Origin of the sequence: uncultured Pseudokineococcus sp. (assembly GCF_947499845.1) — a bacterium.
Classification (GTDB): domain Bacteria; phylum Actinomycetota; class Actinomycetes; order Actinomycetales; family Quadrisphaeraceae; genus Pseudokineococcus.
In genome coordinates this window covers 49,782-61,447 of the sequence record NZ_CANMPM010000005.1, presented here as the reverse complement: position 1 = coordinate 61,447, position 11,666 = coordinate 49,782, and the positions used below count along the sequence as shown (strand labels likewise).

General features: G+C 79.2%; 13 protein-coding genes. 4 read left to right on the top strand and 9 right to left on the bottom strand.

What is annotated here, in order from left to right; all coding sequences use genetic code 11:
• Positions 1-2: 2 nt before the first annotated feature.
• Complete coding sequence (locus Q0789_RS06750; protein WP_298803434.1) at positions 3-1,166, bottom strand: hypothetical protein; 1,164 nt, start codon at positions 1,164-1,166, stop codon at positions 3-5.
• 234 nt (positions 1,167-1,400) lie between these two features.
• On the opposite strand from Q0789_RS06750, the gene Q0789_RS06745 reads away from it, so the two are divergent.
• Both Q0789_RS06745 and Q0789_RS06740 read left to right on the top strand, forming a co-directional pair.
• Positions 1,401-2,324 (top strand): hypothetical protein, encoded by a 924-nt coding sequence (locus Q0789_RS06745; protein WP_298803432.1) that lies wholly within the window; start codon positions 1,401-1,403, stop codon positions 2,322-2,324.
• A gap of 50 nt (positions 2,325-2,374) precedes the next feature.
• Positions 2,375-2,662 (top strand): hypothetical protein, encoded by a 288-nt coding sequence (locus Q0789_RS06740; RefSeq protein ID WP_298803428.1) that lies wholly within the window; start codon positions 2,375-2,377, stop codon positions 2,660-2,662.
• Positions 2,663-2,806: 144 nt separating this feature from the next.
• Here Q0789_RS06740 and Q0789_RS06735 read toward each other — a convergent pair whose 3' ends face one another.
• From Q0789_RS06735 to Q0789_RS06715, 5 genes are all read right to left on the bottom strand, one after another.
• On the bottom strand, positions 2,807-3,301 hold the full coding sequence (locus tag Q0789_RS06735) for a hypothetical protein (protein WP_298803426.1): 495 nt from the start codon (positions 3,299-3,301) through the stop codon (positions 2,807-2,809).
• Between the two features lie 190 nt (positions 3,302-3,491).
• Entirely contained in the window at positions 3,492-3,683 is a 192-nt protein-coding gene (locus tag Q0789_RS06730; RefSeq protein WP_298803424.1) for a hypothetical protein, read from the bottom strand.
• Between the two features lie 20 nt (positions 3,684-3,703).
• Entirely contained in the window at positions 3,704-5,287 is a 1,584-nt protein-coding gene (locus Q0789_RS06725) for a hypothetical protein (protein WP_298803422.1), read from the bottom strand.
• Positions 5,284-6,021 (bottom strand): ABC transporter ATP-binding protein, encoded by a 738-nt coding sequence (locus Q0789_RS06720; protein ID WP_298803420.1) that lies wholly within the window; start codon positions 6,019-6,021, stop codon positions 5,284-5,286. Before Q0789_RS06720 ends, Q0789_RS06725 begins: the two co-directional genes overlap by 4 nt.
• Complete coding sequence (locus Q0789_RS06715) at positions 6,018-6,593, bottom strand: PadR family transcriptional regulator (RefSeq protein ID WP_298803750.1); 576 nt, start codon at positions 6,591-6,593, stop codon at positions 6,018-6,020. Before Q0789_RS06715 ends, Q0789_RS06720 begins: the two co-directional genes overlap by 4 nt.
• Before the next feature lie 148 nt (positions 6,594-6,741).
• Here Q0789_RS06715 and Q0789_RS06710 point away from each other — a divergent pair, with 148 nt between their 5' ends.
• Entirely contained in the window at positions 6,742-7,191 is a 450-nt protein-coding gene (locus Q0789_RS06710) for a DUF1232 domain-containing protein (protein ID WP_298803418.1), read from the top strand.
• A 3-nt stretch (positions 7,192-7,194) separates the two neighbouring features.
• Here the strand turns inward: Q0789_RS06710 and serS are convergent, their stop codons facing one another.
• Entirely contained in the window at positions 7,195-8,469 is a 1,275-nt protein-coding gene (gene serS, locus Q0789_RS06705; RefSeq protein WP_298803416.1) for a serine--tRNA ligase, read from the bottom strand.
• 151 nt (positions 8,470-8,620) lie between these two features.
• Between serS and Q0789_RS06700 the strand changes: the two genes are divergently transcribed.
• Entirely contained in the window at positions 8,621-9,799 is a 1,179-nt protein-coding gene (locus tag Q0789_RS06700) for a diacylglycerol kinase family protein (protein ID WP_298803413.1), read from the top strand.
• Between the two features lie 49 nt (positions 9,800-9,848).
• On the opposite strand, the gene Q0789_RS06695 is transcribed toward Q0789_RS06700, so the two are convergent.
• Together Q0789_RS06695 and Q0789_RS06690 are read right to left on the bottom strand one after the other, a co-directional pair.
• Positions 9,849-10,262: an ATP-binding protein gene (locus Q0789_RS06695; protein WP_298803411.1), complete on the bottom strand. Its 414-nt coding sequence runs from the start codon at positions 10,260-10,262 to the stop codon at positions 9,849-9,851.
• 84 nt (positions 10,263-10,346) lie between these two features.
• The gene (locus Q0789_RS06690; RefSeq protein ID WP_298803409.1) at positions 10,347-11,660 is read right to left on the bottom strand and encodes a lycopene cyclase family protein; all 1,314 of its coding nucleotides are present in this window, start codon (positions 11,658-11,660) and stop codon (positions 10,347-10,349) included.
• Positions 11,661-11,666: the final 6 nt, after the last annotated feature.

The window sequence follows — 11,666 nt, the reverse complement described above, 5'->3', positions numbered from 1 at the left end:
CCTCAGGACGTCGGGGTGACGGCCTCCTGCGCCTCGGCGTCCCGCTCCGCCTGGTCCTCGAGGCCGCTCGCGAGGCCGCCGAGGAGCCGGCGCAGCGCGGTGACGACGGCGCCCGTCGCCTCGCGGGCCCGGCGGTCGGGCACCTCGACCTCGGCCACCGCCTCCGACAGCTCGCGGACGCGCTGGCGCAGCAGCCCGACCTCGGCGGCGCGGGGCGCGGGCTCCTCGCCCAGGGGGCGGACGGCCGCGGCGGCGGCACGCAGCGCCCGCGCGGTGGGCTCGCGGACCTCGTCCTCGACGTCGAGGCCCGTCTCGCCCTCGGCGTGGACGTCGATGAGGAGGTCGGTGAGGTCGGCCGTGCGGGTGGCGACCGACTCGAGGACGAGCGCCTCGCTGCGCTGGCGGTCGACGACGCCGCGCTCGCGCCGCGCGCGGGCGTTGGCGCGCAGCGAGCGGCGCACGTCGAGGCCGCTGGCGCGGACCGACTGCAGGACGGGGTCGATCGACCGGGCGCGGTCGCGCCACTGCGAGCTCGTCGGCGGGTCGTCGGACTCCAGGCCGTCCGCGAGGTCGTCGAGCTGGTCGGCCAGGGTTGTCGCGAGCTGGGCGATGGCCCAGCTGCTCTGGGCCAGCGGCACCGTCGGGAGCAGGAGGTTGAGGAGCACGGCGAGCGTGGCGCCGAGGAGGGTCAGCCCCGTGTAGGCGAGCGCGTAGGTGAGGGGCTCCGTCGCCCCGATGACGAGCGTGAACAGCGCGACGATGGGCACCCACGAGCGCGCCGACCCGAAGACGGGCAGCCCCGCCACGACGATGCCCACGCCGACCACGGCCGGGACGAGCAGGACCTGGGCCGGGATGAGCGCCTCGATGATGACGGCGAGCGCGGCGCCCGCGATGATCGCGGCGACGCTGTAGAGCGACTCCACCGTGGAGGAGCGCACGCTGGGGTAGGCCGCCACGACGGCGCCGAGCGGCGCGTAGTAGGGGTACTGCTCGGCGGGCGCGAAGGGCAGCCACAGCGCCACCTGCCACGCCAGGAGGGCGGCGACCGCCGCCTTGAGCGCCATCTCGCCGCGCGGCCAGCGCCCCGTCGTCAGGAGCCGGCGGAGGTCTCGCGGGTGCCGCACCTCGCCGCGGATGCGGCGGGCGCGCTCGAGGGCGTCCACGGCTCCAGCGTGGCAGCGGCCACGGGGTCCGGCACGGCGGGCACCGGCGGGGCCGCCGACGTCGGGGCTCGCGCAGGCGGGGCCTGCCCGCGGGGGCTGCCCGCGGGGGCTGCCCGGCGGGGGGCTGCCCGGCGGGGGGCTGCCCGGCGGGGGGTGCCGGTGCGGGGCGCTGTCGGTGCCGGCGCCTAGCGTCGCGGCGTCGGCGCGGGTGTCGCGCCCGCGGGAGGGGGTCGGGTGCCGAGCCGCTCTCCGCTGCGCCCGCCCGCCATGGGGCACCTGACCTGCTGCCGGGAGCGCTCGGTCCACGTCGTCGACCTCTCGGGCTGCCGGTGGGTGGACCCGGCGCACCTCGTCGGCGTCGCGGCGCTCGCCGCCCGGCACGCGGGCGCCGGCGCGCGCCTGCGCGTCGTGGGGCCCTCGCGGCCCGATCAGCGCCGCTACGCGGCGCGGATGCACCTGGGCCGCGTCCTCGACGAGCTGGGGGTCGAGCACGACCTGCGCGACGTCGTGCCCGAGGCCGACCGCGCGCTCGACCTCCTCGAGGTGCGCCCCGTCGCCACCGAGGCCGACGCGCTGGCGCTCGCCCGGCTCGTGCACGCCCGGACGGCGCCCGGTGACCCGGTGGCGGCCGAGGCGCTCTTCACGGGCGTCGCCGAGCTCGCCGCCAACGTCGCCGACCACGCGCAGGCCACCGGCTACGTCGCGGCGCAGGTCCTGCCCGCCGCCGGCTGCGTGCGCTTCGCGGTCGCCGACGGCGGCCTCGGGCTGCGGAGCACGCTCGCCGGGCGCGGCGCCCGCGGGGCCCGGCACGCCCTGCACCTGGCGCTCGACGGCACGAGCCGCCTCGACGACCCGACCCGCGGCGTCGGGCTCGTCACGGTCGTGCACGAGGTGGGCCGGCTGCGCGGGTCGCTCTTCCTCGCCTCGGGCTCGGCGGCCGTCCGCACGTCGCGGCCGCCGAGCGCGCGGCGGCCCGTCCGCACCGACGGCGTCCTGCGCTCCCCCTTCGGCGGGACGCTCGTCGAGGCCGTCGTGGGGGTCCGCGGCGCACCCGGGCGGACGGACGCGGGGACGGGCGGAGGCGTGGGCGGAGCGGGTCACGGAGGAGCCGGCCGAGGTGTCGACGGGGGCGTCGGCGCGGGCGGGCGCGTACCGTGACCGGTGAGCCAGGACGACGACGCACGACGGCGCCGGCGGGAGGACGAGCGGTGATCATCGAGCTGCCGAGCATGGTCGCGGGGCGCGGCATGGCCGACGCCCTCGTCGACGGCCTCGCGGGCGATCTGTCCGGTGCGGTCGTCCGCCTCGACTGCCGCGCTCTCGTCACCGGGAGCCCGTCCTTCGCGGCGCAGCTGGTGAGCCGGGTCCTCGGCGGCGGGGCGGCCGAGCTGCGGGTCGAGGCGGCTCCAGCGGCCTTCGCCGAGCACCTGCGCGAGGCGGCGCGCCGCCTGGGCGCGCAGGAGCGCCTCGTCGTCGTCCAGCCCGCCACCGCCTGAGCGGGCGCTCCGCCCCCCTCCCCGACGCCATTCGGCGTGCCCGACGAGCGGTGCGCCGAGGACGCGGTGCACCGCGACGTCGGCGCGCAGCTCTGACGTCGCGGCGCCGGCCGCGCCCTCTCCGCTCGGGCTCACCGCTCGCGGCTACCGCCCGCGGCGGCGCTCCCACCAGCCCCGGTCGTCGAGGGCCGCGGCCACGGCGGCGTTGAGCGCGCCCCACGCGTCGTCCTCGTCGCGCGCCGTCACGTCCTCGTCGCCGAGGAAGGCCCAGCGGGCGCGCTGCTGCCAGGCGCGCGCCGCGTCCACGACGTCGCGCGTGGCGACCCGCGCGAGCCGCACGTCCAGGCGCCCCTCGGCCTCCGACCGGGCCGCCTCGAGGTCCGTCGGCACGGCGACGACGACGTGCGCCGACGGCGCCACCTCCCGCGCCGCCCTCTCGAGCGCGGTGCCGACGGCGCGCAGGGCCGTGCGGGCGACGAGCGCGGCGTCCTGGGCGTCGAGCAGCGCCGCGCGCTCCCGCGCGTAGACGCGTTGGCGGCGCTCCCGCCGCGCCGTCGCGAGCTGGGCGACGACGACGGCGAGGACGGCCGCCGACGCCGTGATGACCGCGCCGACCAGCGCCCCAGTGCCGTCCTCCACGCCGCCATCCTCCTGCCGGCCGCCGACAGCCGGGCGTCGGCGCAGCCCGCCCCGTCGAGGTCAGAGCCGGAGCCGGAGCCGGAGCCGGAGCCGGAGCCGGAGCCGGAGCCGGAGCCGGAGCCGGAGCCGTCCACGGGCGTGACCGTGCACGGTCACGCCCGTGGACGGCTCCGCCGGCGGGTCCCCGCCCTCAGGAGGTCCCCGAGGGGCGGCCCGTCCCCCTGCGCCGGGCCACCGCCTCGAGGCGCTCGAGGACGAGGCGCGGGCCGGGCGGCCAGCCCGCCGCCGCGCTCGCGTCGATGACGACGGCGCCCGTGGCGCTCGCGGCGCGGACCTCGCGGATGAGGGCGGCGAGCACCGGCCCCGAGGGCCGCTCGGGCACGTGGACAACGGTCGGCGGCGTCACGGCGTCCGCAGGTGCTCGAGGGAGGACGCCGCCCGCACGCGCCCGGCCAGCGCCGCGGCGAGGAGCCGGCAGACGAGCGCGGCGAGCAGGGCCACCAGCACGGCCGCGAGGACGACGCCGCCGAGCACCGCGGGGAGGGCTCCCGCGTCCGACGCCGCCACGGGCGCCCCGAGCAGCACCCCGCCGGCGAGGCAGCCCAGGCCGAGGGAGGGGACGGCCGTCGCCGAGAGGGCACGCGCCTGGACGGCGACGAGGCGGCGACGCTCCGTCCCCAGCGCCGCCGTCGCCGCGACGGAACGCCGAGCCACGAGCAGGTGGTCCGTGAGGGCGAGCGCCAGCGCGACGAGGGCGACGAGCCCGCCGGCCAGGGCCACCCGCACGGCCAGCGCCGCCCCGCCGACGTAGAACGCTGCGTCGAGCTCGTCGTAGGTGCTCTCGCGCAGGACCGAGACGGAGAGGGCGACGGCGACGCCGACGGCTACCCCGGCGACGGCGAGGACGGCCGCGACCGTGCCCGTCGCGAGGGGGTCCCCGCGGCGCTGCGCAGCGGCGAGGAGCGCCACCGCGGCGTCCCCGCGCACCCGGCGGGCGAGGCTCGCGCTGCGTCGCCCCCCGGCGGCGCCCGACGCCCCGACATCCCCGAGCTCATCCGCGGCGGCGCCTCTCAGCGGACGGGCAGACGCCCGGGCGACGGCGCTGGCGACGCAGACGGCGAGCGCCAGCAGCACGACGAAGAGGAGGGCGCTGACGGCCCAGTCGGGCCCCGCACCCCCGCCCCCGCCGGTGGCGAGCCACAGCAGCGTCCCGGTGGTGACCGCCGCGGCGACGGCACCCGCGCCGGCGACGAGCGCCCGCGAGGGCACCCGCGCCGGGGCGCGCGACCAGCCGACCGGGTCGGGGCGCACGTCCGCGCCGCGGCGCCCGAGGAGGGCGCCGACGCCCGCGAGCGCCGGCACGAGGGCGAGCCACACGAGCACCAACCACCACTGCGGCACCGGAAGCAGCCGCTCCATCGGCGGCTGCAGCGCGGACAGCAGCACCCACGAGACGGCGTGCGCGGGTGCGGCGAGCAGCCCGCCCAGCGCGAAGGCCGTCGCCGACCGGCGCGCCGCCACCCGCCCCAGGTCGGCCGGCCCGGCGCCGGCGACGACGAGGAGGGCGGCCCGCCGGTCGAGCTCGAGGCTGCCCGTGCGCAGGGCCTGCAGCGCCAGCGCGACGAAGGGCAGGGCCAGCAGCGCCAGCGCGAGCACCGACCCCTGGCGCAGGCCCGGCTCGCCGACGAAGGGCGAGAGCTCCGGCACCCCGTCGACGGACTCGACGACGTAGCTGTTGCCCGCCGCGTCGACGACGACCTCGGCGCCCGGGGGCGGCAGTCCGACGACGGACGCCGCCGCCAGCACGGCCGCCCCCAGCCCGGCCGCCGCGACGGCCGTGGCGCCGAGCCGCAGCCGGTCGACCGGCGTGCGCGCCCGGGCGAGCTCGCGCACGACCTCGCCGCGCAGGGCCGACCGCCGCGCCTCCCCGTCAGCCGCCCGGCCCGTCCCGGTCGTCGCCGTCGTCCCCGTCCTTCCCGGGCTCACCGCAGCACCGCCTCGTGCGCGACGACGCCGCCGGCGAGGCGCACCTCGCGGTCGGCGCGCGCCGCGACGGCGTTGTCGTGGGTGACGAGCAGCAGCCCGCCCCCGCGGCGGGCGACGGTGACGAGCAGGTCGAGCACCTGCCGCCCGCCCTCCGGGTCGAGGCTCGCCACGGGCTCGTCGGCGAGCACCAGCCGCGGCTGCGCCACCAGCGCCCGCGCGACGGCGGCCCGCTGCGCCTGGCCGCCCGAGAGCCCGGCCGGGACGGCGTCGCCGAGCCCCTCGAGCCCGACGAGGGCGAGGGCCTCGCGCGCGGCCGTGCGCGCCGGCTCCAGCGCCGAGCCCTCGAGGAGCAGCGGCAGCGCCACGTCGTCGACGAGGGGCAGGTCGGGCACGAGCTGGCCGTACTGCAGCACGATGCCCACGCCCCGGCGCCGCAGGGCCGCGCGCGGCGCCTCGCCGAGGCCCGCGAGGTCCTGGCCCAGCAGCCGCACGCGCCCCGCCTGGGGCGCCAGCAGCCCCGCCGCGACGTGCAGCAGCGTGGACTTCCCGCCGCCGCTCGGCCCCGTGAGCGCGACGACCTCGCCGGGTGCGACGGCGAGGGACACCCCGCGCAGCGCCGGCGTGCGGGCGTAGGCGTGCGCGACGGCGTCGAGCGCCACGAGCGGCCCGTCGCCGGTGGGCGGTGCGGCGCCGGGCGGGGTCGCGCCGGGCTGGCGGTCGGCGGGCTGGCTCATCGGGGCGCCTCCGGGGTCGTCGGGGTCGCCGGCGTCGGGCCACCGGCCGTTCCAGCGGCCGTCGACCCGCCCGGAGCGAGGGCGGCGGCCGCCTCGTCGAGCCAGCGCAGGTCGGCGTCGAGGTGCAGGAGGGCGTGCCGCCGGGCCAGGCGCAGCGCGACGTCGTCACCGCCCGGCTCGGAGAGCTCGCGCATGCGCCGCAGGTGGTGCGTGCGCTGGCGCGCCAGCACGTCCTGCGCCGTCCGCGCCCCCACGGGGGCCCGCAGGGCGACGACGGCCTTGCGGACCACGTCCTCCGGCCCCGTGCCCGCCGGCGCAGCGGGCTCCTCGAGCCACCGGTCGAGCCGCTCGCGGCCCGTCGCCGTGACGGCGTAGACGGTGCGCTCCGGGCCGCCGTCGCTGCGGGTCTCGACGACCTCGACGAGGCCGTCGCGCACCATCCGCCCGAGCGTCGCGTACACCTGCCCGAAGGCCAGGGGGCGCGCGTCGGGGAACCAGGCGTCGTGCGCCTTCTTCACCTCGTAGCCGTGCGCCGGGCCCGCCAGCAGCAGGGCGAGGTGCAGCTCCACCATGGACACGCGTCCCAGGATGCACCACGTACCTGTACTGAGTGAGTAGTCGGTCGCGGCGCGTCGTCGACCACGAGCCGTCCACGAGCGTGACCGTGCACGGTCACGCTCGTGGACGGCTCCGGCTCGGGAGGCGCGGCAGGATGCGCTCGTGGACCGCTGGTGGGCGTGGGCGCTCGTCGGCGCGGTGGCCGGGCTGCTCCTCGCCTGGGGCGCGCTCGCGGCGGCGCTGTGGCGCGCCCGCACGGACGCCGTCTCCCTGCGCGGGGTGCTGCGGCTGCTGCCCGACGTCGTCCGGCTCGTGCGGCGCCTCGCGGCGGACCCGTCGCTGCCCCGCGGCGTGCGCGTCCGCCTCGTCCTGCTGCTGGCCTACCTGGCCTCGCCCGTCGACCTCGTGCCCGACGTCGTCCCCGTGCTCGGGTGGGCCGACGACGCGATCGCCGTCCTCCTCGTGCTCCGGTCGGTGGTGCGACGGGCCGGCGACGACGCCCTGGCCCGCCACTGGCCGGGGACGCCCGACGGCCTCGCCGCGCTCCGGCTGCTCGTCGCGCCCCGCGGGGGCCGGGCAGCGCACCGGGGCGAGCGCCGGCGGGCCGGCTGACAGTCAGCGGCGCACGGGCTCCAGCACGTCGAGCCCGACGTAGGGGCGCAACGCCGCCGGCACGACGACCGACCCGTCCTCGCGCTGGTGGTTCTCGAGGATCGCGACGAGCCACCGCGTCGTCGCGAGGGTGCCGTTGAGGGTGGCGACCGGCGTCGTCGACCCCTCGGCCGTGCGCTCGCGGATGCCGAGGCGGCGCGCCTGGAAGGTCGTGCAGCTCGACGTCGACGTGAGCTCGCGGTGGCGGCCCTGCGTGGGCACCCACGCCTCGCAGTCGTACTTGCGGGCGGCGCTCGTGCCGAGGTCGCCGGCCGCGACGTCGATGACGCGGTAGGGCACCTCGACGGCGTCGAGCACCTCCCGCTCCCAGGCGAGGAGCCGCTGGTGCTCGGCGTCGGCCTCCGCGGCCGGCACGTAGCTGAACATCTCCACCTTGGTGAACTGGTGGACGCGGATGATGCCGCGGGTGTCCTTGCCGTGGCTGCCCGCCTCGCGGCGGTAGCAGGTGGACCAGCCCGCGTAGCGCAGCGGGCCGCCGCGCAGGTCGAGGATCTCGTCGGCGTGGAAGCCCGCCAGGGGCACCTCGGAGGTGCCGACGAGGTAGAGGTCGTCGGCGTCGAGCCGGTAGACCTCCTCGGCGTGGGCGCCGAGGAACCCGGTGCCGCCCATCATCTGCGGCGTCACGAGCGTCGGCGGGACGACGGGCACGAAGCCCCACTCCACGGCGCGGGCCATGGCGTACTGCATGAGGCCCAGCTCGAGGCGCGCCCCGGCGCCGGTGAGGAAGGAGAAGCGCGCGCCCGACACCTTGGCGCCGCGCCCCATGTCGATGGCGCCGAGCAGCTCGCCGAGCTCGAGGTGGTCGCGGGGCTCGAAGCCCTCCGCGGCGAAGTCGCGCGGGGTCCCGACCTCCTCGAGGACGATGTAGTCGTCCTCGCCTCCCGGGGGCACGCCGTCGGCCACGAGGTTGGGCACCGAGCGCAGGAGCTCCTCGACCTCGGCCTCCGCCTCGGCGGCGGCCGCCTGGAGCTGCTTGACCTGCGCCGAGAGGTCCTTGGCCGCGGCGACGAGCGCCTGCTTCTCCTCTCCCGCGGCCTGCGCGACCCGCTTGCCGTGGGCCTTCTGCTCCCCGCGCACCCGCTCGAAGTCCGAGAGGGCGGTGCGACGGCGCTCGTCGGCGGCCAGCACGGCGTCGACGACGCCCTCGTCCTCGCCCCGCAGGCGCTGGCTCGCGCGGACGGCGTCGGGCGAGTCGCGGAGGGCGCGCAGGTCGATCACGCCGCGAGGCTACCGGCGCCTCCCCGCGCGGCCGCCCGCCCGGCCCGAGCGATCCGGACGGCTCGAGCGACCCGGACGCCCTGATGACCCGGACGACCAGGCCCCCGGCGCCGCTCCTGCCGACGGGCGCCGTCCCCACTACGTTCTGCGCATGATCTCCGGTGTCGTGCCCGTGCCCGTCGGGACCGGGAGGCTCCCCCTGGACAGCGTCGAGCTGGGCCTGGTGGGCATCGCGGTCCTCCTCGTCGTGGGCGTGCTGACCGTGCTGCTGCGCCCGAAGGACCGCCCGCCCGTGCCCGCGGTGCGCCGCGACGCCACCGCCGGCCTGCGCGACCCCGACGAGGACTACCGGCACGTGCCGGGGCAGCTGGAGTCCCGCGGCCCCCGGGTCGTCGTCGTCGTCCAGCCGGTGAAGTTCCCCGAGGGCTCCCCCGCCCGCCGCGCCGTCGAGCGGGCCCTCGCCGAGGAGGGCTGGCCCGCCCCGCGGTGGATCGAGACGACGGCCGAGGACCCGGGGCACGGCATGGCCCGCCGCGCCGCCCAGCTCGACCCCGAGCTCGTGCTCGTCATGGGCGGCGACGGCACGGTGCGCTCCGTCGGCGCGGGGCTCGCCGGCACCGGCGTCCCCCTCGGCCTCCTGCCCGGCGGCACGGGCAACCTCTTCGCCCGCCAGCTCAAGCTCGAGCTCCGCGACGTCGCCGCCGCCACGCGGGACGCGCTGCGCGGCAAGGACAAGCGGGTGGACGTCGGCCGCGTCAGCCTCGACGGCGGGGACGAGCAGGTCTTCCTCGTCATGGCCGGCGTCGGCTTCGACGCGCAGATGATGGCCGGCGCCCCCGCCGCCATCAAGGACCGCGTCGGCCCCCTCGCCTACGTCGTCTCCGGGCTGCGCCGGCTCAAGGGCGAGAGCCTACGCGTGTCCATCGCGGTCGACGACCAGCCGCCCGTCACGAGCCGCGTGCGGATGGCCGTCGTCGGCAACTGCGGCACGCTCATCGGCGGCATCGTCCTCATCCCCGACGCCGAGGTCGACGACGGCCACCTCGACGTCCTGACCCTGTCCCCCAGCGGCATCCTCGACTGGCTGCGCGTCGGCGTCCGCCTCCTCACGCGCCGCCGCGACGAGGACCAGCAGATCGCCGAGCGCCAGGCCGTCCGCGTCGTCCTGCGCTGCGAGGAGCCGCAGCCGGCGCAGATGGACGGCGACGTCGTCGGCACCTTCACCGAGCTGCGCATGCGGGTGGACCCCGGCGTGCTCGTCCTCCGGACGCCCGAGGGCCGGGTGCCGCGCCGGGCCGAGCGCCTCGCCGACGCGCTGCGTCGCGTCTGAGCGCCCCCGCCCACCAGGGCGGGAGCCCACCGGTGCGGGGGCCGGACGGTCAGCCGGCCAGGCGGCACCAGACGGTGGTGCCCGGCCCGGCCGCCGGGCGCTCGACGCCCCAGGCGGCCGTCAGCGTCTCGACGAGGGCCAGGCCGCGACCGCCGAGCGCGTCGTCGTCGGCGTCCCGCACGGCCGGCGCTCCCGTGCCGTGGTCGGTGACCCGGAGGACGAAGGTCGCCTCGCCGCCGTGCGCGCCGTCCCCCGTGCCGTCGGGGGCGTCGTCGGCCCCGCGCACCTCGACGCGCACCGGGGGCCGGCCGTGCTGGTAGGCGTTGGCGACGAGCTCGCTCGTGACGAGCTCGACGGCGAAGCGGCCGTCCTCCCCCATCCCGCGGCGGGCGCAGTGCTCGAGCACCCAGTGCCGGGCGCGCGGCACCTGGGACGGGTCGTCGCCCAGGTCGAGGACGGGCACGAGCGCCTCCCGGCTCGGGGCCGCACGCGGCGGCGTTCCGCCGGGGGACGCCGTCCGCCCGGCCTGTCGTGACTCTCCGCGACCCTAGTGGACGGAACGTGACATAGCGGCGCTGAGGCGCCGTCTCGCCCGCACGAGCCCGTCCTCCACGGCGAGACCCGCCATGGCCGCCCGCGGCGCCGTCGCCATGAGCGCCAGCTCCTCCCGGCGCGTCGTCGCCCCGTCGAGGAAGCGCAGCACGCGGTCCGGGGGGTTGGCGGCGAAGAGCCGCGTGAAGAAGGCCGGCCCGTCGAGCGCCCCCGCGGCGAGCCCCCGCAGGACGAGGGCGTCCATCCACCGGTGCCGCCGCGGGTAGGCCGCCGGCGGCAGGGGGTCGCGGCCCGCCAGCAGGGCGGCCGCGACGGCCGCGCCCTGCCGCTGCAGCGCCGAGAACGTGTAGCCCGTCGACGCGCGGGTGGCCCCGCCCGCGGTGCCCAGGCGCCGCACCCGGGCGCCCGCGCGGGAGGTGCGCACGTCGTCGGCCATCGGGATGGCGCCCTGCTCGACGGCGTCGACGGCGACGACCTCGACGAGGCGCTCGTCCCCGTCCGCGCGGCCGTGCGGGTCGGGCCGCAGCCCGAGCAGCCGCCGGTAGGCCGCGAGCCCGCGGGCGTAGCCGGCGTCGTCGAGGACCGCCGGGGAGAACTCCGTGTACTCCACGAGGGCGGTGCGGCCGTCGAGCGGCAGGCAGTACCCGAAGGAGAGCCCGACCGGCGGCTGGGGCGTGCGGAAGTCCATGAGGACGGGCCGGTCAGGCTCGAAGGGCGGGGGCGCGGCGGGGTCGGTGCGCACGACCTCGCCGCGGAAGTGCTGCAGGAGGGCGGTCCTCGCGGGACGGACGGGCGCGCACGGGCGGCTGTCGAGCACCCAGGCGGCCTCGAGGTCCCCGCCGGGGGTGCGCACGAGCACGCGCTCGGCACCGTCCTCGACGGCGGTGGCCCCCGGGCGGCGCAGCAGCTCGAGGCGGCCGGATCGCCGCGCGCGCGCCGCGTCGGCGTCCACGAGCGCGTAGTAGTCCTCGCCCCGGAGCATGCGGTAGCGCAGGGGCCGCACGTCGAGGGCGAGGCGCGCACCGGGCGCGAGCACCTCGACCGCCCGCCAGCTGCGGAGGACGGCCGGCGCCGCCGCGGGCGCGGGCTCCCACGAGCACCACGTGCGGTCACGGGGCCGCTCGCCGTCGGGGCCGGGGGCCAGGCGCTCGACGTCGTCGACGAGGGCCACGCGCAGCGGCGACGGCCGCGCCGGGCCGCGCAGGAGGCCGAGGGCGAGGTGGTGCAGGGCCACGAGACCGGCGCCGCCGGCGCCCACGACGGCGACGTCGACGCTCTCGGTCGGGACGTCGGCCGGCCGGTCGCTCACCCGGCC